The following is a 22,992-nucleotide window of genomic DNA, read 5'->3' on the forward strand; positions in this document are numbered from 1 at the left end:
AGGGCGCCCTCGAAGACGTCAGGCCGCGACGGGCAGCCGACCTTCACGCTGAATGATCTCGGAGGCTAGGCGCAGATAGGCCTGCGAGCCGGCGCATTTGAGATCGTAGAGCAGCACCGGCTTGCCGTGGGAGGGCGCCTCGGACACGCGCACGTTGCGCGGGATCATGGTCTCGTAGACCTTCTCGCCCATGAAGCTGCGGACATCCGCCACGACCTGCGCGGAGAGATTGTTGCGCGGGTCGAACATCGTCAGCACGATGCCCTGGATAGTGAGACGCGGATTCAGCGCGCCGCGCACCTGCTCCACGGTTCGGAGCAACTGGCTCAGGCCTTCGAGAGCGAAGAACTCGCATTGCAGCGGCACCAGCACCGCATCGGAGGCGGCGAGCGCGTTGATGGTCAGGAGGTTGAGCGAGGGCGGGCAATCGATCAGCACATAGGTCACGCCGGCCGTCGCGCCGGTCTCGCCGACACCCTTGAGGACGTTGCGCAGACGGTGCGCCCGGTCCGGCGCGCTCGCCATCTCGAGTTCCAGGCCGAGCAGGTCCATGGTGGAGGGCGCCACCATGAGGCGCGGCACGGCGGTCGGCACGCAGGCCTGGGCGAGGGACGCCTCGCCCGCCAGTACGTGATAGGTCGAGACCTTGCGCTGGCGCCGGTCGATGCCGAGGCCCGTCGAGGCATTCCCCTGCGGATCGAGATCGACGACGAGTACGGTCTCGCCAATCGCTGCGAGAGCGGTCCCGAGATTGATCGCCGTGGTCGTCTTGCCGACGCCACCCTTCTGGTTGGCCAGGGCCAGGATTCGCAGCGGCCGCTCCGGATTGCCTCCGGCGGCGGGGACGGATGTCGGATCGCTTGTCATGAATCCACGCGAGATAGGGTCGTGACACGGACGATCCGTGCATCCGACTCGGTTCGGCTCGGCACGAGATCGTAAACGAATTTCCACTGTCGCGCCGCGTCGGTCAATTCCGATTGGACATCGCGTCCCTTCGGAAACAGGCCGATGGTCCCGGTGGTCAACAGCGGTTCCGCCCAGGCGAGAAGCTGGGTGAGGGGAGCCAGCGCACGGGCGCAGACGACGGCCACACCCCGATGAGCGGCGATGGCCCCTTCGATCCGCGCATTGTGGATTCGAGCGGGGGCCTCGGTGAGGCGCGCGGTCTCCATGAGGAAGGCGCACTTGCGGGCATTGCTCTCGATGAGATCGACGCGAAACCCCGGACGATCGTGCCCGGCGATCGCCAGGATCAGGCCCGGCAGGCCGGCTCCCGCTCCGAGATCGAGCCAGGTGTCGGCATCGGGCGCCAGGGCGCGAAGCTGGAGGGCATCGGCGATGTGACGGGTCCAGACCGCGTCGAGCGTGCCGGGCCCGACGAGGTTCTTCACGCCCTGCCAGCGCCGAAGCTGGGCCACGTAGAGATCGAGACGACGCGCCGTTTCACGTGAAACATCGGCCTGCGCGAGGACACGGTCCCGGTCGGGCTCAATGCCCATGGGCCGCGTCCCGTCGATCGGCCCGGCGGGCATGAGCGGCGAGGAGCGTCAGGGCGGCCGGGGTCACGCCCTCGATGCGTGCGGCCTGTCCCAGCGTACCGGGCCGGACCGTCTCCAGCTTCGCCCGCATCTCGTTCGAGAGACCGGGGATCGCCGCGTAATCGAGGCGGATCGGCAGGCTGACGCCCTCGTCACGGCGAAATGCCGCGATGTCCGCGCGCTGGCGATCGAGATAGACCGCGTAGGTCGCATCCGTGCAGAGCCGCTCCGCGACGCGCGGCGAGACGGCCTTGAGTTCCGGCCAGATCGCGGCAAGGCGCTCCCAGGTGATGTCCGGATAGGACAGAAGCTGGAATGCGCTCCGCCGGATGCCGTCCTGATTGAGGTCGAGCCCCACCGCGCGAGCCTGGCTCGGCGTCAGGCTCAAGGCCTCGACCTTGAACCGTGCCGCGTCCAGGGCCTCCTGCGAGGCCGCGAAATGCGCGGCGCGATGGCGGCCGACGCATCCGAGCGCGGCCCCCCGTGGCGTCAGCCGCTCGTCGGCGTTGTCGACGCGCAGGGAGAGGCGATACTCGGAGCGCGATGTGAACATGCGATAGGGCTCGCTGACGCCATGCGTCACGAGATCGTCGATCATCACGCCGAGATAAGACTCGGCCCGATCGAACGCCGAGAGCGCGGAGCCACCGGCGAGCCGGGCCGCGTTGATGCCCGCCACCAGCCCCTGCCCGGCCGCCTCCTCGTAGCCGGTCGTTCCGTTGATCTGACCGGCGAGGAACAGGCCCGGCAGGCGCTTGGCCTGGAGTGTCGCATCGAGTTCGCGCGGGTCGACGTAATCGTACTCGATCGCGTAGCCGGGGCGCAGGATCGTGGCCCGCTCCAATCCGGGGATCAGCGCGATGACGGCGCGCTGAACGCACTCCGGCAGCGCCGTCGAGATGCCGTTGGGATAGACGGTCGGGTCGTCCAGGCCTTCCGGTTCGAGGAAGATCTGATGGCCTTCGCGGTCGCCGAAGCGCACCACCTTGTCCTCGATGGAAGGACAGTAGCGCGGGCCACGGCTGGCGATGCCGCCGGAATACATGGGCGAGCGGTGCAGGTTCGCCCGGATCAGATCGTGGACCGCCTGCGTCGTCCGGGTGATCCCGCATTGGATCTGCGGCGTGGTGATGCGTTCGGTCAGGGTCGAGAACGGCACCGGCTCGTCATCGGCCGACTGCATCTCGAGGCCGGACCAAGCGATGGTGCGGCCGTCGAGCCGGGCGGGCGTGCCGGTCTTCAGGCGTCCGAGGGCGAAGCCATGCTGGTCGAGGGTCCGAGCCAAACCGACAGACGGGCCCTCCCCGACGCGTCCCGCCGGGATCTGGGTCTCGCCGATATGGATCAGGCCCCGGAGGAAGGTGCCGGTGGTGAGAACGATCGCGGCGGCGTGGAGTGTGGTTCCATCGGCGAGGATCGCGCCGGCGACGCGTCCGTTCGTGACGACGAGATCCGCGACCTCGCCCTCGATCACGCGCAGGTTTGCGGTCTCGGCCAGGGCGGCCTGCATGGCGCGCGCATAGAGCTTGCGATCGGCCTGCGTGCGCGGCCCGCGCACCGCCGGTCCCTTACGGCGGTTGAGGAGGCGGAACTGGATGCCGGCAGCGTCGGCGGCGCGGCCCATCAGGCCGTCCAGGGCGTCGACTTCGCGCACGAGGTGGCCCTTCCCGAGGCCACCGATGGCCGGATTGCAGGACATGGCGCCGATGGTCGCCGCCTGATGGGTGACGAGAGCCGTCCGTGCGCCGATCCGCGCAGCGGCCGCCGCCGCCTCGACGCCGGCGTGGCCCCCGCCGACGACGATCACGTCGTAGGAATCAGGTGTGTGAAGCATGAGTTTGATTACGCGGGCGCCGTCCGCGCGGTCAACGTGCGCGATGCGAAGAAGCCTGTTTCCACGTGAAACAAGGGGCTTGTGCGGTGCCTCGAACACAGGGCGGCTGCGAATCGCGCTGCGATTCCATCGCCCGCACGCGGCTCATTTTCCGATGCAGAAGCCGGAGAACAGGCGGTCCAGCATTTCCTCGACACCGACATGACCCGCCACCTCGCCGAGGGCGCGAACAGCCAGCCGAAGGTCTTCGGCCGCGAGTTCGGGCAGGGCGCTTCCCCGTAGCAGCCGGTCGAGATGCTCGCGACAGCGCGTGAGACCTTCGCGGTGACGGACGCGCGTGACGAGGGCATCCCCGACCCCGCAGGCCGCCGTCGCCTGCGCCTCGATCAGGTTCAACAGCGAATCCAGGCCGAGGCCGGTATGAGCCGAGATGGGCAATGCGTGCCTATCGCCCGGACCAGGCGAGGCCGAGACGACATCCTGTTTCGTCAGGATCCGGATCACCGGTATGCCCGGCGATGTTTCCACGGCGCGATCATCTCCCGGTTCGCCCGGAGCCGCGAGCAGGAGGACGAGGTCCGCCTGCGCCACGCGGGCCTGCGTACGCCGGATGCCCTCGGCCTCGATCGCGTCGGTTGCCTCCCGCAGGCCCGCCGTGTCGACCAGGATGACGGGCAGGCCGCCGAGATCGCAGCGGATCTCGATGACGTCCCGCGTCGTGCCGGGCGTCTCCGAGACGATCGCGGCGTCGCGTCGGCTCAGGGCGTTCAGGAGGGTGGATTTGCCTGCATTCGGCGGGCCCGCGAGCACCACGGTGAACCCGTCGCGCAGCCGCTCACCGCGGCGGTCATCCGCGAGGGCCCGCGCGATCTCGTCGCGCAGGGCGGTGGCCTCCTGCATCAGGGCCGCATCGAGGGCGGTCTCGTCGACGTCGCCCTCATCGGAGAAGTCGAGCGCCGCTTCCACGCCCGCCAGGAGGTCGATCAGCCGGGCCCGCCAATCCGCGACCTGCCGGCCGAGGGCACCATCGAGCTGGCGCAGGGCTTGGCGCCGCTGCGCCTCGGTCTCGGCATCGATCAGGTCGGCGATGCCCTCGGCTTCGGTGAGATCCATGCGGCCGTTGAGGAAGGCGCGGCGCGTGAAGGCGCCGGGCTCGGCGTGGCGGCAATCCGGGATCGTGGCGAGGGCGCGCAACACCGCCGCACGTACGGCGAGGCCGCCGTGAAGATGAAGCTCCGCCATGTCTTCGCCGGTGAAGGTGCCGGGTCCCGGCATCCAGGCGATGAGGGCTTCGTCCAGCACATCGCCGTCCGACGTTTTCAGGGTTCTGAGGGAAAGGCGGCGCGGAGCGGGGAGGGTACCGGTCAGGGACCGGAGGATGGGGCCGGAGGCCGGGCCGCTGATCCGGATCACGCTGACGGCCGCGCGACCGAAGCCGGTCGCCGGGGCGTAGATGGTGGTGCCGTTCGTCATCGGGCGGTTCCGTTAAGACGCGTCCGCCGCGCAGATCGATTTACTAAGCCGGCGCAAATTCCAGTTTCGACAGGAAAGTTTTTATTTTCGGGCTTGCAGGGAAGCTGCCGGGCGAAGCCTTGAAGGGTCCCGGCCTGCCTTCGAGGTAAAAACGTCTCGGGGATGCGCGCCGGTGCCCGCATCCCCGATCGTCCCGCCTCAGGTGTTCATCGAGTCGAAGAAGTCGTTGTTGCTCTTGGTCTGGCGCAGCTTGTCCATGAGGAACTCGATCGCGTCGGTGACGCCCATCGGGTTCAGGATGCGGCGCAGCACGTAGGTCTTCTTGAGCGAATCCGGCGGAACCAGCAGTTCCTCCTTGCGGGTGCCCGAGCGCGTGATGTCGATCGCCGGGAAGATGCGCTTGTCCGAGACCTTGCGGTCGAGGATGATCTCGGAGTTGCCGGTGCCCTTGAACTCCTCGAAGATCACCTCGTCCATGCGCGAGCCGGTGTCGATGAGCGCGGTCGCGATGATCGAGAGCGAGCCGCCCTCCTCGATGTTGCGGGCCGCGCCGAAGAAGCGCTTCGGGCGCTGGAGCGCGTTGGCATCGACGCCGCCCGTCAGCACCTTGCCGGAGGAGGGGACGACGGTGTTGTAGGCGCGGCCGAGACGCGTGATCGAGTCGAGCAGGATGACCACGTCGCGGCCATGCTCCACGAGGCGCTTGGCCTTCTCGATCACCATCTCGGCGACCTGCACGTGGCGTGTGGCCGGCTCGTCGAAGGTCGAGGCGATGACCTCGCCCTTCACCGAGCGGATCATGTCGGTGACCTCCTCGGGGCGCTCGTCGATGAGCAGAACGATGAGGTAGCATTCCGGGTGATTGATGGTGATCGACTGCGCGATGTTCTGCATCAGCACAGTCTTGCCGGTGCGCGGCGGCGCCACGATCAGGGCGCGCTGGCCCTTGCCGATGGGGGCGACGATGTCGATGATCCGCGGGCTGAAATCCTTCTTGGGCGGATTGTCGAGTTCCAGCTTGAAGCGCTGCGTCGGGAAGAGCGGCGTCAGGTTGTCGAAATGGACCTTGTGCTTGATCTTCTCCGGATTCTCGAAGTTGATCGTGTTCACCTTCAGCAGCGCGAAGTAGCGCTCGCCGTCCTTGGGTCCGCGGATCGGCCCCTCGACGGTGTCGCCGGTGCGCAGGCCGAAGCGGCGGATCTGGGTCGGCGAGATGTAGATGTCGTCGGGGCCCGGCAGGTAATTCGAGTCGGAGGAGCGCAGGAAGCCGAAGCCGTCCTGCAGCACCTCGACGGTGCCCGCTCCGATGATCTCGACCTCCTTGGCAGCAAGCTGCTTCAGGATCGCGAACATCAGCTCCTGCTTGCGCATGGTCGAGGCGTTCTCGACCTCGACCTCCTCGGCGAAGGCGATCAGTTCGGTGGGCGTCTTGGACTTGAGGTCCTGGAGCTTGACCTCGCGCACCGCATCGAGATCGGCCGCGACGATGCCGCCCTCGGCCGATTCGTCCACGGGAAGGGTATCGTACTGTGACGTCATGGGAGATTCGGAACCGGCGGAAGGGGCGAGGCGGGGCAGGGAAACGGAGGTTTCGCGGATGGGGGAGGTCGTGTTCAAATCGGGTCGTTCGGGGAGTTGATCGCCGGGCGCCTTTTCGGCGCCAGTCAGTCGGACCGTTTCGTGGAAAACGGCTCCGCGCATCGTCTTTGCGGAGCCTCAGGGCTCACGGATGCAGCACGGCGTAACGAGGAGAGACCTCATCGCTAGCGCGTTTTTCAAGGTTTCGCAAGCACCGGCATCGAGCACCGGCATCGAGCGCCGTCACCGGCGGCGCAGGCGCACATAGAGCGCGCCGGCGCCGCCATGGTGGCGCGCCGCCTCCTCGAAACCGAGGACGACGTTGCGCAGGTCCGGTGAGCGCAGCCAGTGCGGAACGCTGCGCCGGAGCACGCCCCGCTCCGAGAAGGCATCGTCGTAGCTCGGGCCGCCCTTGCCGGTGACCACGAGCACATGGGTGTGGCCGGAGGCGCGCGCCCGCATCAGGAAACCGATCAGCGCCCCGTGCGCCTCGGCCTGGTACAGGCCGTGGAGGTCGATCCGGGCATCGACCTGAAGCGCGCCCCGGCGCAGGGCGAGGCGGACGCGGCGCTCCAGGCCGGGGGCGGGGGGCGGAACGGGCGCCACCACGGGTGGCGGCGGGGAGGCCGGTTTCAGCGCGGCGCGCTTGGCGAGCGTCCTCGGCATCGGCTTGGGCGGCGCCGGCTTTGCGGGCAGAGCCTTCGTGGGCGGAGGTTTGGGAGATTGCCTCGGGGCGGGCGGCGCCTCGGCCGCCGGCGCGCGTACGGCCGGCTTGGCGCGCCCGCGCAGGGGCGTGATCAGCCGGGCGATCTCACCCCACAGATAGGCGTCCTCTCCCGAGAGGCCGCGCGGGCGTCGTGGCGGCTTCATGGCGTACCAGAGCCCGCCGCCTTCGGCAGCAGCACGACGAAGCCCACCGCGTCGTGCAGGTTCCCGGCCCGCGCGCCGGCCTCGGCGCCAGTGCCGAGGTAGAGGTCGCCCCGCGCCGGGCCGACGATCGCCGACCCGGTATCGGCCGCCACCACGAGGCGGCCCGGCGCCGAGGCACCGTCGATCCGCCCCTCGAGCCAGAACGGCAATCCGTAGCGCCACAGGGTCGCGTCGACGGCCATGTTCCGGCCCGGGCTGAGGGGCACGCCCGCCCCACCCGGCGGCCCGAGGGCGGGGTCCTCGATCTCGGCGAGACGGAAGAAGATGTAGGAGGCGTTGGCCCGCATCAGGCGCCGCGCGTGCTCGGGGTGCGCCCGCAGCCAGCCGGTCCAGCGCGCCAGGGTCAGCCCCTCCAGGGGAAGGTGGCCTTCCCCGACGATGAGCTTGCCGATCGAGGTGTAGGGCCGTCCGTTGCGGCCGTCATAGAGCACCCGCACGGCGCGTCCGTCGGGGAGGCGGACCCGCCCCGAGCCCTGGACCTGGAGCACGAACAGATCGACCGCGTCGCGCAGATAGAGGAGGGGACGCGCCCGCGCGCCCAGCGCCCCGTCCTCGATCGCGGCCCGGTCGGGATAAGCCTCGAAGGCGTCGCCGACCCGGCGCGCGGCGCGCAGGGCGGGGTCGAGGCCGGGGCGCGTCTCGCCGGGCTCCAGGCCGACGAGGTCGTCGGGCCGGGCCAGCACGGGGGCGGTGAAATCGGGGGAGGGGACCGGGGACCCGGTGAGTTCCGGCTCGAAATAACCCGTCAGGAAGCCGGTGCGCCGCTCTGGGATCCCCTCCGTGGCGGGGCGGACGACGCGATAGGCGTCGAAGGCCTCGGCGAAGAAGCGGGCCGCCTCGGCCTCGGGCGTCGCGGCCGCGCGGAGGCAGGCGGCCCGCAGACCCTCCACCGAGCCGATGACACCGGCGGGCTGCGGCGTGGAGGGCGGGCTCGAGCATGTCCGGCGGAAGGCCGCGAGGGCGGGGCCCGGGTCGGCTCCGGGGAAACCCGCGAGGGCCGCGGCCTCCACCGGCTCCAGAACGGCTTCGCCCACGCGAAACGGCTCGGCCGCGAAGGCGGCCGAGCCGGGGCAGGGGAGGTTCAGGGCGATGAGGGCGGCCACGGCGGCCGCACGGACGGGGGTCACGCGGGGGCCGGCCGTCTCGGGCTCAGGCGCCGGCTTCCGTGGCGACGAGTTGCCAGTTCGGATCGCGGGTTCCGAGCGTGCGGGCGAAGGTCCAGACATCGGGCACCTCCACCACCGCCTCGGCGCTGCCGTCCGTCACCTGGCCCTGGGCGTTGCGGGTGGCGGTGATGAGGTGGGAGAGGAAGCGCACGGTGACCTGGGCCACGCGGTTCTTCACGTCCACGGCGACGATCTCGGCCTTGTCGAGGGAGACGAAGGTGGTCTCCACCGTCTCGCGCCGGCCCTCGCGGGCGTCGATCTCGCGCTCGAAGCCCTCGCAGACCTCGCGGGAGAGCAGGCTGCGCAGGGTCTTGCGGTCGCCCTTGGCGAAGGCGATCACGATGGCCTCGTAGGCGCTCTTGGCGCCCTCCACGAAGGCGCGCGGATCGAAGTTCGGCTCCACCTGCACCACGGCCTCGAGCCCCTGCGCGATGGCCGAGCCGGGCTCGGCGATGCCGCGCCAGTCCCGGGCCTCGGTCTTGACCGCCGTCTGGCCGCGATCGGCCGGTGGCTGGACCCGGTCGGCACCGGGCAGGCGCACCACGTTGTCGCCGTCGCCGCGGGCGGCCGGCGGCTCGGTGCGGCTGCGATCCACCGGCTTGAACGGCGAGCGCTCCGCACCGGTCTTCTGTCCCAGGACCGAGCGCAGCCGCCAGATCACGAAGACCGCCAGCGCGAGAAAGATCAGGGTCGTCAAGTCGAAGGAGTCCTGCATCACTGATCCGATCGTGGCCGTCGCACGAATACGTTGTTCCAACGGGCTCCGAAACCCGGCCCGGCGCTCGGCTGAAACGCCCGACCGGCGGATCCGGCCGACACGCCCGACCCTATCGCGCTTTAGCCGAGTGCCGCGCAAGGATCGAGCCGGGTCGTCTCGGACCGAGCGATCTCGAGACGCCGTCGCGAGCCGGCCCGAGCCTCCGGCGTCACGGGGGATATGGGGCATCCCGCCGAGCGGTTCCAGGCGAGATACGGGTTTCGGATCGGCCTCCATCGCCCGGCCGCGCCGCGCGGGGCCTTGTCCTTGTTCCGTCCAGGCGGGCATGATAGCGCGCTTTCCGCGCCCGCCGGGTGATCGCATCGTCGCGGCTCGCGTCAGGCGCGATTCACCGGCAGGCGCGTCACCGCGATGCGTCACGTCGGCCGAGGCTCGACGCAAGCAAGACGTCGACTCGCACGACACCGCCCCTCCGGCGCCCCGAGATCTCCGGCGCCCGAAGATCCAGGAAGAGGACAGAACGCCATGGCCGACAACCCGGCACCGAACGGCAACGGTGGCGCCACGGCGCAGCCCGACGACGGAACCCCCACGATCAACGCGCTCGCGCAGTACACCAAGGATCTCTCCTTCGAGAACCCGAACGCGCCGCGCTCGCTGCAGCCGCAGGAGAGCGGCCCGCAGATCAGCATCCAGGTCAACGTCAACGCCAAGCAGATCGCCGATGTCGACTTCGAGGTCGAGCTGACCCTGGAAGGCGATGCCAAGATCGGCGGCGAGGTCCTGTTCGCCTTCGAGCTGACCTATGCGGGCATCTTCCGCATGCGCAACATCCCCCAGGACCAGCTGCACCCGGCCGTGATGATCGAGTGCCCGCGCCTGCTCTTCCCCTTCGCGCGCCAGATCGTCGCCGAGGCCGTGCGCAACGGCGGCTTCCCGCCCCTCTACATCGACCCGATCGACTTCGTCGGCCTCTACCGCCAGAAGGCGATGGAAGCCCAGGCCCAGGGCGAAGCCGGCGGTCCGCTCGCTTCCTGAGGCGCACGCCGCCCCCCCCGCCGGATGGCGGGTTAGCCCCGCGCGGCGGCCGCGCGGGGATCGAAATCCGAGTCGGATCGGAACCCGAGGCCTGACCGTTATCGGCACCCGGCCCGGGTCCTTCGTCTCTCGATTCCTGGCCGGCCGGACACGCCAGCACCAGGATCGCATGCTCGCCACGCATCACCTCGCCCTGATCAACGTCTTCACCGGCGACATCCAGGGCGGACTCGGGCCGTTTCTCGGTACCTGGCTCGCGGAAGCCGCATCCTGGAGCCCGGCGCGGGTCGGCTTCGTCACCACCCTGGTGGGGATCGGCTCGCTCCTGCTCAGCGGCCCCTTCGGCGCCCTGGTGGACCGGCTCGGACGTCCCCGGCTGCTGATCGCCCTGGCCTGCGGGGCGATCCTGTGCGGCACCCTGCTGCTTCTGCCGGCCCGTGGCTCCGTCAGCGTCTTCACCGCGCAGATGCTGGCGGCCGCGGGCGGAACGCTGCTGCTGCCGGCCGTCACCGCCCTCACCCTCGGCATCGTCGGCAAGGACCGCTTCCCGAAGCAGCAGGGCCGCAACCAGGCGTTCAACCATCTCGGCATCCTGATCGCCGCCGGCGGCATCAGCGTCGGCACCGGCTGGTTCGGCCCGGCCATAGCCTTCTGGGTGCTGGGCGGCATGGCGGTGCTGGCGATCGTCGCCACGCTCACGACGCCGGCCCGGTGCTACAGCGAACGCCGCGCCGTCGGCTGGCAGGAGGATACGGACGATAAGCCGGAGCGCGCGGGCCTGCGCAGCATCGTGGCCAACCGCAAGCTCCTCGTCCTCGCCGTGGCGCTCGCCCTGTTCAACCTCGGCAATGGCGGCATGCTCTCGCTCCTGGGCCAGAAGCTCGTCGCCACGGCGGCCGATGCCACGAGCTGGACCGCCCGCTACGTCATGGTGGCGCAGCTCGTGATGATCCCCGTCGCGCTGTTCGCCGGTTCGCTGGCCGACCGGCGCGGCCGGCGCCAACTGCTCCTCGCCGCCTGCGCGGTCCTACCGGTCCGCGCCGCGCTCTCGGCTTTCATCGACGATCCCCTCTGGCTGATCTCGGCGGAAATCCTCGACGGGGTCGCCTCCGGCATCATCGGCGTCGCGGTGCCAGTGATCGTCGCCGATCTGACCTGGGGGTCCGGCCGGACCCAGACGGCGCTTGGCTCCCTCAACGCCATCCAGGGCATCGGCGGCGCGCTCTCGGCTTGGTACGGCGGCCTCGCCCAGTCCGTGCTCAGCTGGACCGGCGCCTTCCTGGCGCTCGGCACTCCCGCCCTCGTCGCTCTGGCCCTGGTCCTCTGGCTCGACACCACCGCCGAGAGTCGGGGCGGTAAGGGGAAGGCCGCCGCCGATGACGCGGCGCCGCCGAAGCGTGGCGACGCGTCTGCGCCTCGTCCGCACGGCGCCTGATCCGGTCGCCGGAACAGGCCGGCCGTGCCGCGGTTGGCGGGGAGACCGAGACGCAAGGACCCGCACCGCGATGGATGACCACCCCGACAGCCGGACGCTGCGCGTCACCGAGCCACGCGCCGTGCCCTGGCTCAGCATCGTGTTCGGCTACGGGCCGATGCTGCCCTTCCTCGCGGGCGCCGCCGTGGCCTGGCTTCGGCCGGGCGATGCGCTCGCAGAGGTGGCCTCGGCCCTCACCATCCTGTGGGGCTGCGCCATCCTGCTGTTCCTCTCGGGCGTGCGCCGTGGCGTCAGCTTCCGCACCGAGGGCGGCGCGACGCTGGCTCAGATCGCCACCATGCTCGGGCTGTTCGGCCTCGGCTTCACCGCCCTGGTGTTCGCCACCCTGGACCAAGCCGTAGCCGCGCTGATCCTGCTCATCCTCGGATTCGCCGGCATCACAGTGCTCGATCCGATCGCGGCCCGGCGGGGCGAGGCGCCGCTGTTCTTCGCGCGCCTGCGCCCGGCGCAGATCCCGCTCGCGATCCTCGGACTTTCGGCGCTCCTCGTCCTGAAGCTCTGACGGGTCAAGCGCTTGCCGCCCCCGGCCACCCGCGATAGAGCCCCCGGGACCCCGAACAGCCCCGACGGACACGCATTCCCATGGCCAAGGCCAATTCCCAGAAGGCCGACACCTTGAAGCCGCGCCTGCCGCGCGGCTTCGTCGACCGGCGCGCGGACGAGATCGCTGCCCAGCACCGTATGCTGGAGACCATCCGTCAGAGCTTCGAACTCTACGGCTTCGAGGCGCTGGAGACGCCCTTCGTCGAGTACACCGAGGCGCTCGGCAAGTTCCTGCCCGATCTCGACCGGCCGAACGAGGGCGTGTTCTCGTTCCAGGACGACGACGAATCCTGGCTCTCGCTCCGCTACGACCTGACCGCGCCGCTCGCCCGGCACGTGGCCGAGAACTTCGACGCGATCCCGAAGCCCTATCGGAGCTTCCGCGCCGGCTACGTCTTCCGCAACGAGAAGCCGGGGCCGGGCCGCTTCCGCCAGTTCATGCAGTTCGACGCCGACATCGTCGGGGCCGGCTCGGTGGCGGCCGATGCCGAGATCTGCATGCTGATGGCCGACACCCTGGAGAAGCTCGGGCTTACCGGCCAGTACGTGGTGAAGGTCAACAACCGGAAAGTGCTCGACGGCCTGATGGAATCGATCGGCCTCGCGGGCCCGGACAAGGCCGGCCAGCGCCTGACCGTGCTGCGCGCCATCGACAAGCTCGACCGGCTCGGCGACGCCGGGGTCCGCGAACTTCTCGGCGCGGGCCGCAAGGACGAGAGCGGCGATTTCACCAAGGGCGCCGGGCTGGCGGAGGATGCGATCGCGCGAGTCCTCGGTTTCACGGGCTGGACCGGAGCCGGGTCGGCGCCCGCCGACAACGCCACCACCCTGGGCAATTTCGAGACGTCCCTGTCGGGCAGCGCCGTCGGCTCGGACGGGGTGCGCGAACTCGCCGAGATGGCCGCGCTGTTCACGGCGGCCGGCTACGAGGGGCGCATCCGTATCGACCCCTCCGTGGTGCGCGGGCTCGAATACTACACCGGTCCCGTCTACGAGGCGGAGCTGACCTTCCCCGTCACCAACGAGGACGGGCAGACCGTGCGCTTCGGCTCGGTCTCGGGGGGTGGGCGCTACGACGGCCTCGTCGGGCGGTTCCGCTCCGAGCCCGTGCCCGCCACGGGTTTCTCGATCGGCGTCTCGCGCCTGTTCTCGGCGCTGCAGCTCGTGAAGAGCCCGCTCCTGGAGGGCATCGCCAAGCCCGGCCCCGTCGTCGTCCTCGTCCTGGATCGCGACAACGTCGCCGATTACCAGCGCCTCGTCACGGCCCTGCGCGAGGCCGGCATCCGGGCCGAACTCTATCTCGGCGGCTCGGGCATGAAGGCGCAGATGAAATATGCCGACCGGCGCGGCGCCCCGTGCGCGATCATCCAGGGCTCGAACGAGCGCGAGGCCGGCGAGGTCCAGATCAAGGATCTGATCGAAGGCGCCAGGGCGGCGGCGGCCATCACCAGCAACGCGGAGTGGAAGGCCGCACGCCCGGCCCAGTTCTCGGTGCCCGTCGCCGAGATGGTCGAGCGGGTGCGCGAGGTGCTGGGACGCCACTTCTGACGTCCCGCCCCGCGGCCGAGGCGGCTTACGCCACCGAGATGTCGACCTGGATGTTGCCGCGCGTGGCGTGGGAGTACGGGCACACCACGTCGGCGCGCTTCACGAGGTCTTCCGCAACGGCCCGGTCGAGACCCGGCAGGGTCGCCTTGAGGGCGACGACGAGGCCGAAGCCGGTGCCGTCATCGCGCGGGCCGATGCCGACGCTCGACTCGATCTTCGAATCCTCGGACACCTTGATCTTGTCCCTGCCGGCCACGAACTTGACCGCGCCGAGGAAGCAGGCGGCGTATCCGGCCGCGAAGAGCTGCTCGGGGTTGGTGCCGGCGCCGCCGCCACCGCCGAGCTCCGTCGGGGTGGAGAGCTTGACGTCGACCTTGGCATCGTCGGTGGCGGCGGAGCCCTCGCGTCCACCCGTGGCATGGGCGTGTGCGGTGTAGAGTGCCTTCATGTTCGCTCTCCTGCTCGTCGAAAAAGGGGGATCGGACGCGGCGGCCCGGCGGTGATCGGGCCAATATCGATTGCGCACAATCTTGATTTCTTGTCGCACAGGACTCGATTGTGCGCAATATGAATATTGCATAAGATCATGACACGCTGCCGGTTCCGCCCGGTCGACCCCCAAGGAAGGACACCGCGCCATGCCGGGACGGCAGACCCGCCCGCTCGAACCCACGCTCGAGGAGACGCGGGCCGCCGATGCCCTCAGCCTCGACAACCAGCTCTGCTTCGCGGTCTACGCGGCGGCCCATGCCTTCGGGCGAGCCTACCGGGCGCTCCTGGCCGGGCACGACCTGACCTACCCGCAATATCTCGTCCTGCTGGTGCTCTGGGAGGAGGAGGGTCTGACGGTCAAGGAGATCGGTCAGCGCCTGTTCCTCGATTCCGGCACCCTGACGCCCCTGCTCAAGCGCCTGGAGGGGGCCGGGCATGTCCGCCGCGCCCGCGACCGGGCCGACGAGCGTCAGGTGAGCATCTTCCTGACCGAGAAGAGCCGCGACCTGCGGGGACGGATGGAATGCGTCCCGAACGAGGCCGGCGGCCTCACCGGTCTCGATCTCGACGGGCGCCGGGCCCTCCTCGACATCCTGGTCAACCTGCGGGGCGCGCTGCATGCCGGACTGGACGACGGCGAGCCGCCATCCGCGGACTCCGATCCGGGGCCGTCCGGGGCGAAGGCAGCGATGACGAAGGGGCCCACGAAAAAAGCCGCCCCCGCGCGGGCGGGAACGGCTTCCTGATCAGGCCCGGCGACGAAACGGATTCCGTTGCGCCGTGAGCGGGTCCGACCCGACCCGGTCGGCCCGCGCGTGACGGACAGACCGGATCGCGATCGGGCCTCGCGATCTCAGGACTTGGTCTTTCAGGACTTGGTCTTGAGGTAGGCGATCACGTCGTCGACCTTCTTCGGATCCTTGATGCCGGGGAAGACCATCTTGGTGCCGGGCACCTTCTTCTTCGGGTCGGTCAGCCACTCGTGGAGATTGGCCTCGTCCCAGGTGATGCCGGAGCTCTTCATGGCCGCCGAGAAAGCGTAGCCGTCGGCGCCTTCGCCGGCCTTCGAGCCGACGACGCCCTTCAGGGTCGGGCCGACGCCGTTCTTCTCGAAGTTGTGGCAGGCCTTGCAGGGCGCGAACGCCTTCTCGCCGGCGGCGGCATCGCCCTCGGCCTGGGCGGAAATCGGGAGCAGCATCGCGAGCGCGGCGCCGAGGATGAGATGACGCATCGTATGTTTCCTCCGTGGAGCGGCTTCAGCCGCCTGGGCTTATGGCAGAGCTTGCGCGTTTAGAACAGATCGAGACTAAGAACGTCCGAACGTTGGTGGCGCGGGCTGCGGCGAAAGGAAGCTCTCCGGGCGGCGTTCGGTTCCCTCGGCCGACGCGATGCGCGCACCGGGTGCGCCGGGGCCGGGTTTGTCCTACACTCCGGTCCAACCGGCCGCCCATCGCTCGTCCTTCCTCCGCCGCCCTTCTATAGGCGGTGCCGGATGAGCGGATGCTGAAGCGGCGAACCGTTCGGAGGAGCGCCATGTCGATCGCCTTTCCCGTCCCCGATGCCGGCATCGTCGCCCGCCGCGACGCGATCATCGCCGGGCTCGCGCCCCTGGTGGCGCCGGAGGCCCTCGTGACCACGGAGGACGAGCGCCGCGCCTTCGAGACCGACGGCCTCACCGCCTACCGGAAGATGCCGCTGGCCGTGGTGCTGCCCTCCACCACCGCCGAGGTCTCGGCCGTGATGGCCTATTGCCACGCCAACGGGGTGCGGGTGGTGCCGCGCGGCGCCGGCACCTCGCTCGCCGGCGGCGCCATCGCCCAGGAGGACGCGGTGATCCTCGGCGTCGCCAAGATGAACCGCGTCCTGCACGTCGATTACGAGAACCGCACGGCCCGGGTCGAGGCCGGCATCACCAACCTCGCCATCTCGGGCGCGGTCAGCCACGAGGGCTTCTTCTACGCGCCGGACCCATCGAGCCAGCTCGCCTGCACCATCGCGGGCAACATCGCGATGAATTCCGGCGGCGCGCACTGCCTCAAGTACGGGGTCACCACCAACAACCTCCTGGGCGTCACCCTGGTGATGAACGACGGCACGGTGGTGGAGATCGGCGGCGAGCACCTCGATTCCGCCGGCTACGACCTCCTCGGCCTCGTCTGCGGCTCGGAAGGCCAGCTCGGCATCGTCACCGAGGCCACCGTGCGCATCCTGCGCAGCGCCGAGGGCGCGCGGCCGGCGCTGGTCGGCTTCGGCTCGGTGGAGGATGCGGGCGCCTGCACGGCCGCCATCATCGGCGCCGGCATCATCCCGGTGGCGATCGAGTACATGGACCGGGAGGCGATCCTGATCACCGAGGATTTCGCGCAGGCCGGCTACCCGCGCGACGCCGAGGCCATGCTGATCATCGAGGTCGAGGGCTCGGATTCCGAGTGCGAGGCCATGCTCGCCCGCATCGAGGCCATCGCCAGCGCCTTCAACCCCACAAGCCTCCGGGTCTCGAAGTCGGAGGCCGAGAGCGCCGCGATCTGGAAGGGCCGCAAATCGGCCTTCGGCGCCACGGGCCGGATCTCCGACTACATCTGCATGGACGGCACGATCCCCACCGGCCAGCTGCCCCGGGTCCTGGAGCGCATCGGCGCGATCTGCGCGGAGAAGGGCTTGCGGGTCGCCAACGTGTTCCATGCCGGCGACGGCAACCTGCACCCGCTGATCCTGTTCGACATCAACAAGCCGGGCGAGCTGCAGAAGGCGGAGGCGGCCGGCGACGAGATCCTCAAGCTCTGCGTCGAGGTCGGCGGCTGCCTCACCGGCGAGCACGGCGTCGGCATCGAGAAGCGCGAGCTCATGCGCTTCCAGTACGCCCAGGCCGATCTCGACCAGCAGATGCGGGTGCGGAACGTCTTCGACCCCGGCTGGCTCATGAACCCCGCCAAGGTCTTTCCGCTGGAAGGCCGGGTGGCCGCCTGAGGGCCCCCGGCGCGCGACGTCCTCGACCGCATCGGCGACACGTGGACGACGCTGGTGCCGATCGTGCTGGCGGGCGGGCCGCTTCAACGAACGCGGGCGCGCGCGGACGGTTCGATGCGGCGGGGTCGTGACGGGGACTCGGTCCGACGACCGCGCCCTGCGGATCTCGGCGCGGATCGAGCGCCCGCCGTCTGAGGGTCCGGGTCGGCTTCAGCGGGACGGGGCCGGCGCCAGCAGGCCCGCGAGGGCGCCCACGGCAGCGGAGCCGAGCGCGATCAGCCCCTCGGGCGTCCCCGTCCTGCCCGCATAGGCCAGGACGATCAGGCCGACCGCGACGATGACCACGACGCCGCCGAGGAAGCCGACCACCATGCGGTAGACCATCTTGTCGCCGAGGATCGGAATCGCGACTTTGGCCTGCGCGGCGGCCGTGCGCAGGACATCGTCCGGGTCCTGCACCAATCTCGCCTTGGTCGCCGGATCGCCCAGGACCGCGTTGACCATGTAATCCACCGAACGCGCTTCAGCCATGTCCGCCTCCTCTTCGCTCATGCCTGAACCGGAGGTTCACGCCGGGTCGGGGGTCGATCGCCGCAACAGGGCCAGGGTGGCGTCGCCGACGATGCCGTCGATCGTCAGTCCGTTGCGGCGCTGGAATTCCATGACGGAAGCGCGCGTCGCGGCACCGAAGATGCCGTCGGCGTCGATCTCGCCCGAGATCGCTTGGGCGAGCCGGCGCTGGACCTCGACCACTTCGGGTCCACGGTCGCCGAATTCGACCACGCCGTCCCCGGCATCGGCGGAGTTGGCATGCGCGGGTCCGGCGATGAGGCGGCCGGTCCCGTGCCAGTCCCGGATCAACTGGTCCGACGCCTCGAAATGCATGGCATCCTCGGTGGGAAAGGCGGCACCCCAGTAGAATCCGTGCTTGTTGAAGATCGGATGGATGGCGAGCAACCCCCGTTGCGCCCGCCCGTCGCCACGCTTGTCGAGGACGCCGTCTATGGTGAGATCGATGGCCGTTCCCCAGGAATGGTTGCTGATGGCGCTGGTGCTGTTGCGGACGTAGCGGCAGCACAGCATCCCCACATGGCCGAGCAATCCGTAGATCTCGGGTTGGTCGACCTTCACCTCCGCCAGGATGGTGCGCAGGGTTTCGACCGCCGGCCGCAAGCCTTTGACCTTGAACGGACCGACATCCTCACGAACGACGAGTTCGATCAGGTCGGGATTGGTCGGGTCCTGACATTGCTGCGTGTAATGCGCCCTCGGAGCCCCCAGGACTTTGAGCATGGTCGCATTTCGCGCGCCGCGCAGCGGGCCGTTCAGGTCTCGACGCGACGCGTCCAAGGGAATGGTTTCGGTCCATTTGGACATGGCTGCTCTCGTCCGAGAATCGCCGCGTATCCGATCGACCCGGCGAGACCAAAACTCACCATAGATTTATTTTGTTAGCAATAATAAACTTGAGGTTTAGAAATACCCCCCCCGAAGCTGGTCCCGCGTCCTTGGGCATCGCGGGGGGCTGGTTCCACCCCGGAGGGCCGACCGGCGAACCCGAACGCCGAGGGCCGCGCCGAACGGCGTGCCATCAAGCCCCGCTGGCGCGGCCGAGCGGACGGACCGCGATGCGTCGCGCCGATCGCGGCCCGGTCCTACGCCCGCTTTCCGATCCACAGCACGTGTCGGCTGCCCTCCGGCGTACGGGCCGCGAAGCGGATTTCCTCCACCGCGAAACCGTGGAGGCGCAGACGCGCCTTGAACCGGCGGTTGGGGCCGCCCGACCAGACGGCGAGGAGGCCACCCGGCCGAAGGGCGTGGCGGGCGCGCTTGAGGCCCCAGGCATCGTAGAGGCGGTCGTTCTCGCGCCGCACCATGCCCTGCGGGCCGTTGTCGACGTCGAGCAGGATGGCGTCGAAGCGGGCCGGTCCCGACTGGATCAGACGGTTGACGTCCGCCGCGACGACGGTGACGCGCGGATCGTCGAGGCTGCCGGCGAAGAGATGGGCGAGCGGGCCACGGGCCCAGCCGATCACCGCCGGCATCAGTTCGGCGACCACCACTTCGGCCTCGGGGCCGAGGGCATCGAGGGCGGCCCGCAGGGTGAAGCCCATGCCGAGGCCGCCGATGAGGAGCCTCGGGGCGGCGTGGTCCGCCAGCCGCGCGCAGGTGCGCGTCGCCAGGGCCTGTTCGGAGCCGCGGTCGCGGTCGTTCATCAGCTCCCCGGCCTCGACCTCGATCGAGAAGGCGTCGTCGCATCGCAGCAGGCGCATCGCTTTGCCGGTGCCGGGAATGACGGCGCTGTCGAGCGCGATCCATGGGCCGTTCGCGGACGGCTGCGCCGGGGCGGTCATCTTACGCGTCCGCACCGAAGGCCTCGCAGCGATAGGCCCCGTAATCGGTCCGCGCCAGCCGCTCGGCCAAAGCGGGCAGGAACAGCGAGGCCTCCTCGGCCAGGCGCCAGGGCGGATTGATGACGATGAGGCCGTTGCCGTTGAGGCGGTTGGGGTCGGGCTCGGAGACCATCAGGTCGAGGCGCAGGGCCGGCCGCGCGAGGCCGCGATCGAGTTCGGCCACCATGCGGTCGACCTTGGCGACGTCCTTGATCGGATACCAGCCGAGATAGATGCCGGTGGGCCACTTGGCGACCGCCCGGGCGAGGGACGCGCCGAGGCGGTCGATCTCGCCGAGTTCCTCGTAGGGCGGGTCGATCAGCACCACGCCGCGCCGCTCAGGGGGCGGGATCAGCGCGTTGAGCGCGGTCCAGCCGTCGAGATGCATCACCTTCGAGAGCGAATCCTGGTTGAAGCGCGCCCGCAGGGTCTCGGCGTCCTGAGGGTGCAGTTCCACGAACACACCCTGGTCGATGGTGCGCAGGAACTCGCGGATGATGGCGGGCGAGCCCGGATAGGTGTGCGCCCCGTGCCGCTCCCGCGTCGCCGCCACCGCCGCCCTGTAGGGGGCGAGCAGCGCCTCGACGGCTTCGGGAAACGGGGTCGCGAGGCGGCCCCACCCCTCGGTCCATTCGCCGGTGCGGCCGGCCTCGTCCCCGGTCAGGTCGTAGAAGCCCAGGCCCGCATGGGTGTCGATCGCCCGGAACCCCGAGGGTTTCAGGCAGAGATGCGCCAGCACGCGCGCGAGCACGAGATGCTTCAGGACGTCGGCGAAGTTGCCGGCGTGGAAGGCGTGGCGGTAGTTCATGGCTCGGGGCCCGTCTGATGGATCCGCGTCCGCCACCGCGCCTGCGGATGGATCGCGGAAAGGTCCTAGCGCGCGGCCTCGACGGCCACCTCGCCGGCGCGGCAGTTCTGGCGCGCCACCTCGGGGCAGGGGGTGAACCCGCGCAGGTCCTTGGAGAAGCAGATGCGCACCTCCTGGAGCTGCCCGCTCCGGCAGGTGACCGACATCATGTCGGGCCGCAGGCCCCGGTTCGCGGCCACGAATTGCCGGGCGATCTCGATCGGCGCCATGCGGGTCCCGCCCTCGGGCGCCTTGAACGCCTCGGGGATCGTCACCGCCGCGCGGGCCTCGCGCGCCGCCTGGAAATAGGAGACCGGATCGAGGCCCGAGCAGGTGCCGTGCGTGCGCCACTCGTGCCGGGCGAGCCCCTCGCTCGGATAGACCTCGCCGGCCACCGCGATGGCCTGCCGGGTCGGGGCGCGCTCGACCGAGGAACAGTTCGACGGATAGCCGCGCGTGTATTGTGGCCAGAGGCCGTGCACGACGAAGCCGAGGCCGCGCCCCGGCCGGCACTGCCCCTGCGCCTCGCGCTGGGCGCCGGGGCCGTCACAATAGGTCGGCGACCAGGACAGGGCGAGGACGTAGAAGTCGAACGAACCCGGCGTGCCGCCGCGCTCGAAGCCTTGCGCCATCACCCCCGGAACCGTGACCGCGAGCGTCAGGCCGGCGAGAACGAGGCGCAGGGCGCGCCGGGGCGCGCGGCTCACGGACGGGCTTCGCGGCAGGCCGAGGCGTAGGCGTAGGCGAGGTTGCGGTCGAGGCCGTGGACGCAGAACTCGATGCCCCAATCGGCCCCGATGATTCCGAGCCCGTCACGCACCGAGTAATCCACCTTGCGGCGGACGCCGTCCGAGGTCGTGGCCACGGCGCTGCAGAAGCGGCGCGGGTAGTAGTCGAGGCCCCAGGGCCGCCAGGCCGTGCGCTCGATGTGCTCGTAGCGCAGGATGGTGAGGGAGGAATTCCAGAACTTCGCCTCCTTCTCGGCGAAGTGCGACGAGAGCCGCTCCAGCACCTCGGGCGCCTGGCAGCCGGGGATGTCGGCCTCGAAGTTGAACTCGCGCTCCTCGGCGGGCGTGATCTCCTCGCGGCCGGAGCGGGCCAGCGCCGGCTGGAGGGCACCGGCCAGGACGAGGCCGAGGGCGAAGGCGGTGGAGAGGGGGGTCGGGCGCATGCCGGCGTCTTCCGCTGGTGTCCGTAGATCTTCCGGGACGATGGCGGCTCGGCCCGGCCTGTCAAGCGCGTGGCCGGGCGTCACGTCGCTTTCCCGCGCCCCTGGGGTTCGCCGGGCACACCTCCCGGCCGGACCTTCAGTAGATCGGATCGCTGAGACCGGGCGCGGCGAGCGAGAGCGGCTCGGAGGCGTAATCCTCCGGGGCAAGGTTCTCCTGAGGATGGGCAGTGGCGACGCGGGACGGTGGCAAGCGCGAGGCGGGCGGACGCGGTGCGGCGGCGTAGGCAACGGGGGGCGCGGGCGGACGGGGGGGCGCCAGGCCGAATTGCGAGGGCGCCGGATGGGCCGGCGCACGGGCGATCTGCGAGGGCGCCGGCCGGGCCGGCTGCCGCGCCGACATCGGCGTCACGCCGTAGGGATCGTCCTCCTCCACGTCGATCGGGGCCTGGGGCGGCGCCGGCAGTCGCTCCGGCGGACGCGGCCGGGCGGTGGCGCGCGGTGTCCCGTCGGCCCCGAGTTGGGGCGCGAACTTGATCAGCGGCTGGCAGATGCGGCGCAGGCCGCGCGGATCGTGCCGGGCGAGGTCGACGTGGATGTGGTCGTAGTGGAAGACGTTGGAGCCGGGCGCCAGCACCGTGCTGAAGCGCTGGCACGCCCCGAGGAAGACCTCGCGCAAAAAGCCCTGCTCGGCCTCGGTCCCGCGCCAGCCGCCCTTCACGGTGATGACGTAGCCGTCCGCCAGCTTGAACGACATCACGTCGACGGCATTGCCGAAGGAATGCTCCGAGAGCTTGGCGCCGGCCTGGTTGTTGCGGCCCCGGCAGGCATAGGTGCCCGCGTTGATCTCGGCCACGGGCTGCCCGAAATACAGGTTCGCGGCCGGCTGGATGGTGTCGGCGAGCCAGGCCTCGGCCTCGGCGAGCGCCGGACAGGCCAGGGTGACGCGCTGCTTCAGGGCCACGGTGCCCTTGCCGAGCCGCGTCACGCGGTAGGGCTGCAGCATGCCGCAGACGCCCGGCCCGCTGATCTCCTTGGCGGGCGTGACGAATTCCGTCGTCTCCACGAGCCGCTTGGCGTTGCAGGCCTGCTCGGTCTGGTCGCGCCAGGGCTCGCGCTGCTCAAACTTGTTGAGTGCACAGCCGGTGAGGCCCGCGCCGAACAGCGTGAGGGCCGAGAACGCGAATACGCTACGCCACATGGTGGGGAGGATGCGCGCCTTTCCGTAAACGATGCGTCAACGATGCGGCGCGAGACCGAC

22 protein-coding genes and 1 pseudogene are annotated in these 22,992 nt (G+C 70.1%); 6 read left to right on the forward strand and 17 right to left on the reverse strand.

The features are described 5' to 3' along the window. Window positions 1-18: 18 nt before the first annotated feature. From MKK54_RS11365 to MKK54_RS11400, 8 genes are all read right to left on the reverse strand, one after another. A complete protein-coding gene (locus MKK54_RS11365; RefSeq protein ID WP_244010900.1) occupies window positions 19-867 on the reverse strand; it encodes a ParA family protein in 849 nt (282 codons plus the stop codon). Next, complete coding sequence (rsmG, locus tag MKK54_RS11370) at window positions 864-1,502, reverse strand: 16S rRNA (guanine(527)-N(7))-methyltransferase RsmG (protein WP_279597306.1); 639 nt, start codon at window positions 1,500-1,502, stop codon at window positions 864-866. The genes MKK54_RS11365 and rsmG overlap by 4 nt, the downstream gene beginning before the upstream one ends. Then, the gene (mnmG, locus tag MKK54_RS11375) at window positions 1,492-3,375 is read right to left on the reverse strand and encodes a tRNA uridine-5-carboxymethylaminomethyl(34) synthesis enzyme MnmG (RefSeq protein WP_244010901.1); all 1,884 of its coding nucleotides are present in this window, start codon (window positions 3,373-3,375) and stop codon (window positions 1,492-1,494) included. Before mnmG ends, rsmG begins: the two co-directional genes overlap by 11 nt. Before the next feature lie 144 nt (window positions 3,376-3,519). Further along, window positions 3,520-4,848 carry a tRNA uridine-5-carboxymethylaminomethyl(34) synthesis GTPase MnmE gene (gene mnmE / locus MKK54_RS11380; protein WP_244010902.1) on the reverse strand — a complete coding sequence of 443 codons (1,329 nt, stop codon included), beginning with the start codon at window positions 4,846-4,848 and terminating at the stop codon, window positions 3,520-3,522. Between the two features lie 198 nt (window positions 4,849-5,046). Then, window positions 5,047-6,387, reverse strand: a complete 1,341-nt coding sequence (gene rho / locus MKK54_RS11385) for a transcription termination factor Rho (RefSeq protein WP_244010903.1) — start codon at window positions 6,385-6,387, stop codon at window positions 5,047-5,049. A 282-nt stretch (window positions 6,388-6,669) separates the two neighbouring features. Continuing rightward, entirely contained in the window at window positions 6,670-7,296 is a 627-nt protein-coding gene (locus MKK54_RS11390) for a Smr/MutS family protein (RefSeq protein WP_244010904.1), read from the reverse strand. Then, the gene (locus MKK54_RS11395; protein WP_409564163.1) at window positions 7,293-8,483 is read right to left on the reverse strand and encodes a murein transglycosylase A; all 1,191 of its coding nucleotides are present in this window, start codon (window positions 8,481-8,483) and stop codon (window positions 7,293-7,295) included. Before MKK54_RS11395 ends, MKK54_RS11390 begins: the two co-directional genes overlap by 4 nt. Before the next feature lie 22 nt (window positions 8,484-8,505). Next, on the reverse strand, window positions 8,506-9,237 hold the full coding sequence (locus MKK54_RS11400) for a Tim44/TimA family putative adaptor protein (protein ID WP_244010905.1): 732 nt from the start codon (window positions 9,235-9,237) through the stop codon (window positions 8,506-8,508). Between the two features lie 528 nt (window positions 9,238-9,765). Here MKK54_RS11400 and secB point away from each other — a divergent pair. The 4 genes from secB to hisS all read left to right on the forward strand — a co-directional run bounded on the left by secB (window position 9,766) and on the right by hisS (window position 13,864). Next, window positions 9,766-10,278: a protein-export chaperone SecB gene (secB, locus tag MKK54_RS11405; protein WP_244010906.1), complete on the forward strand. Its 513-nt coding sequence runs from the start codon at window positions 9,766-9,768 to the stop codon at window positions 10,276-10,278. 169 nt (window positions 10,279-10,447) lie between these two features. After that, window positions 10,448-11,713, forward strand: coding sequence for an MFS transporter (locus tag MKK54_RS11410; protein WP_244010907.1), 1,266 nt, complete (start codon window positions 10,448-10,450; stop codon window positions 11,711-11,713). A gap of 70 nt (window positions 11,714-11,783) precedes the next feature. Then, complete coding sequence (locus tag MKK54_RS11415; protein ID WP_244010908.1) at window positions 11,784-12,275, forward strand: DUF3429 domain-containing protein; 492 nt, start codon at window positions 11,784-11,786, stop codon at window positions 12,273-12,275. An 80-nt stretch (window positions 12,276-12,355) separates the two neighbouring features. Further along, the gene (gene hisS / locus MKK54_RS11420; RefSeq protein ID WP_244010909.1) at window positions 12,356-13,864 is read left to right on the forward strand and encodes a histidine--tRNA ligase; all 1,509 of its coding nucleotides are present in this window, start codon (window positions 12,356-12,358) and stop codon (window positions 13,862-13,864) included. Window positions 13,865-13,889: 25 nt separating this feature from the next. Here the strand turns inward: hisS and MKK54_RS11425 are convergent, their stop codons facing one another. Then, complete coding sequence (locus tag MKK54_RS11425; protein ID WP_244010910.1) at window positions 13,890-14,312, reverse strand: organic hydroperoxide resistance protein; 423 nt, start codon at window positions 14,310-14,312, stop codon at window positions 13,890-13,892. Window positions 14,313-14,502: 190 nt separating this feature from the next. Between MKK54_RS11425 and MKK54_RS24520 the strand changes: the two are divergent. Further along, window positions 14,503-14,985 (forward strand): annotated as a pseudogene (locus tag MKK54_RS24520) (MarR family winged helix-turn-helix transcriptional regulator); the annotation flags it as partial. 239 nt (window positions 14,986-15,224) lie between these two features. Here the strand turns inward: MKK54_RS24520 and MKK54_RS11435 are convergent. Beyond that, window positions 15,225-15,587, reverse strand: a complete 363-nt coding sequence (locus tag MKK54_RS11435) for a c-type cytochrome (protein ID WP_244010911.1) — start codon at window positions 15,585-15,587, stop codon at window positions 15,225-15,227. Window positions 15,588-15,889: 302 nt separating this feature from the next. Here MKK54_RS11435 and MKK54_RS11440 point away from each other — a divergent pair, with 302 nt between their 5' ends. Beyond that, on the forward strand, window positions 15,890-17,323 hold the full coding sequence (locus tag MKK54_RS11440) for an FAD-linked oxidase C-terminal domain-containing protein (RefSeq protein WP_244010912.1): 1,434 nt from the start codon (window positions 15,890-15,892) through the stop codon (window positions 17,321-17,323). Window positions 17,324-17,533: 210 nt separating this feature from the next. On the opposite strand, the gene MKK54_RS11445 is transcribed toward MKK54_RS11440, so the two are convergent. The 7 genes from MKK54_RS11445 to MKK54_RS11475 form a co-directional block, all read right to left on the reverse strand. Next, window positions 17,534-17,854, reverse strand: coding sequence for a hypothetical protein (locus MKK54_RS11445; protein WP_244010913.1), 321 nt, complete (start codon window positions 17,852-17,854; stop codon window positions 17,534-17,536). 36 nt (window positions 17,855-17,890) lie between these two features. Next, entirely contained in the window at window positions 17,891-18,616 is a 726-nt protein-coding gene (locus MKK54_RS11450) for a peptidoglycan-binding protein (RefSeq protein ID WP_244010914.1), read from the reverse strand. A 362-nt stretch (window positions 18,617-18,978) separates the two neighbouring features. Further along, on the reverse strand, window positions 18,979-19,677 hold the full coding sequence (locus MKK54_RS11455) for a spermidine synthase (RefSeq protein ID WP_244010915.1): 699 nt from the start codon (window positions 19,675-19,677) through the stop codon (window positions 18,979-18,981). Window position 19,678: 1 nt separating this feature from the next. Then, on the reverse strand, window positions 19,679-20,524 hold the full coding sequence (locus tag MKK54_RS11460; protein WP_244010916.1) for a 23S rRNA (adenine(2030)-N(6))-methyltransferase RlmJ: 846 nt from the start codon (window positions 20,522-20,524) through the stop codon (window positions 19,679-19,681). A gap of 65 nt (window positions 20,525-20,589) precedes the next feature. Then, on the reverse strand, window positions 20,590-21,195 hold the full coding sequence (locus tag MKK54_RS11465) for a ribonuclease T2 (RefSeq protein ID WP_244010953.1): 606 nt from the start codon (window positions 21,193-21,195) through the stop codon (window positions 20,590-20,592). Between the two features lie 71 nt (window positions 21,196-21,266). Continuing rightward, window positions 21,267-21,734 carry a hypothetical protein gene (locus MKK54_RS11470; RefSeq protein WP_244010917.1) on the reverse strand — a complete coding sequence of 156 codons (468 nt, stop codon included), beginning with the start codon at window positions 21,732-21,734 and terminating at the stop codon, window positions 21,267-21,269. Between the two features lie 136 nt (window positions 21,735-21,870). Continuing rightward, the gene (locus tag MKK54_RS11475; RefSeq protein ID WP_244010918.1) at window positions 21,871-22,932 is read right to left on the reverse strand and encodes an extensin family protein; all 1,062 of its coding nucleotides are present in this window, start codon (window positions 22,930-22,932) and stop codon (window positions 21,871-21,873) included. Between the last annotated feature and the right edge of the window lie 60 nt (window positions 22,933-22,992).

The organism is Methylobacterium sp. J-068 (assembly GCF_022829445.1).
In the GTDB taxonomy this organism is placed as follows: Bacteria; Pseudomonadota; Alphaproteobacteria; order Rhizobiales; family Beijerinckiaceae; genus Methylobacterium.

Excerpts from the sequence above, each read along its gene's own strand:
- MKK54_RS11365 (WP_244010900.1), bottom strand. The coding sequence starts at position 867 with ATGACAAGCGATCCGACATCCGTCCCCGCCGCCGGAGGCAATCCGGAG.
- rsmG (WP_279597306.1), bottom strand. The coding sequence starts at position 1,502 with ATGGGCATTGAGCCCGACCGGGACCGTGTCCTCGCGCAGGCCGATGTT.
- mnmG (WP_244010901.1), bottom strand. The coding sequence starts at position 3,375 with ATGCTTCACACACCTGATTCCTACGACGTGATCGTCGTCGGCGGGGGC.
- mnmE (WP_244010902.1), bottom strand. The coding sequence starts at position 4,848 with ATGACGAACGGCACCACCATCTACGCCCCGGCGACCGGCTTCGGTCGC.
- rho (WP_244010903.1), bottom strand. The coding sequence starts at position 6,387 with ATGACGTCACAGTACGATACCCTTCCCGTGGACGAATCGGCCGAGGGC.
- MKK54_RS11390 (WP_244010904.1), bottom strand. The coding sequence starts at position 7,296 with ATGAAGCCGCCACGACGCCCGCGCGGCCTCTCGGGAGAGGACGCCTAT.
- MKK54_RS11400 (WP_244010905.1), bottom strand. The coding sequence starts at position 9,237 with ATGCAGGACTCCTTCGACTTGACGACCCTGATCTTTCTCGCGCTGGCG.
- secB (WP_244010906.1), top strand. The coding sequence starts at position 9,766 with ATGGCCGACAACCCGGCACCGAACGGCAACGGTGGCGCCACGGCGCAG.
- MKK54_RS11410 (WP_244010907.1), top strand. The coding sequence starts at position 10,448 with ATGCTCGCCACGCATCACCTCGCCCTGATCAACGTCTTCACCGGCGAC.
- MKK54_RS11415 (WP_244010908.1), top strand. The coding sequence starts at position 11,784 with ATGGATGACCACCCCGACAGCCGGACGCTGCGCGTCACCGAGCCACGC.
- hisS (WP_244010909.1), top strand. The coding sequence starts at position 12,356 with ATGGCCAAGGCCAATTCCCAGAAGGCCGACACCTTGAAGCCGCGCCTG.
- MKK54_RS11425 (WP_244010910.1), bottom strand. The coding sequence starts at position 14,312 with ATGAAGGCACTCTACACCGCACACGCCCATGCCACGGGTGGACGCGAG.
- MKK54_RS11435 (WP_244010911.1), bottom strand. The coding sequence starts at position 15,587 with ATGCGTCATCTCATCCTCGGCGCCGCGCTCGCGATGCTGCTCCCGATT.
- MKK54_RS11440 (WP_244010912.1), top strand. The coding sequence starts at position 15,890 with ATGTCGATCGCCTTTCCCGTCCCCGATGCCGGCATCGTCGCCCGCCGC.
- MKK54_RS11445 (WP_244010913.1), bottom strand. The coding sequence starts at position 17,854 with ATGGCTGAAGCGCGTTCGGTGGATTACATGGTCAACGCGGTCCTGGGC.
- MKK54_RS11450 (WP_244010914.1), bottom strand. The coding sequence starts at position 18,616 with ATGCTCAAAGTCCTGGGGGCTCCGAGGGCGCATTACACGCAGCAATGT.
- MKK54_RS11455 (WP_244010915.1), bottom strand. The coding sequence starts at position 19,677 with ATGACCGCCCCGGCGCAGCCGTCCGCGAACGGCCCATGGATCGCGCTC.
- MKK54_RS11460 (WP_244010916.1), bottom strand. The coding sequence starts at position 20,524 with ATGAACTACCGCCACGCCTTCCACGCCGGCAACTTCGCCGACGTCCTG.
- MKK54_RS11465 (WP_244010953.1), bottom strand. The coding sequence starts at position 21,195 with ATGGCGCAAGGCTTCGAGCGCGGCGGCACGCCGGGTTCGTTCGACTTC.
- MKK54_RS11470 (WP_244010917.1), bottom strand. The coding sequence starts at position 21,734 with ATGCGCCCGACCCCCCTCTCCACCGCCTTCGCCCTCGGCCTCGTCCTG.
- MKK54_RS11475 (WP_244010918.1), bottom strand. The coding sequence starts at position 22,932 with ATGTGGCGTAGCGTATTCGCGTTCTCGGCCCTCACGCTGTTCGGCGCG.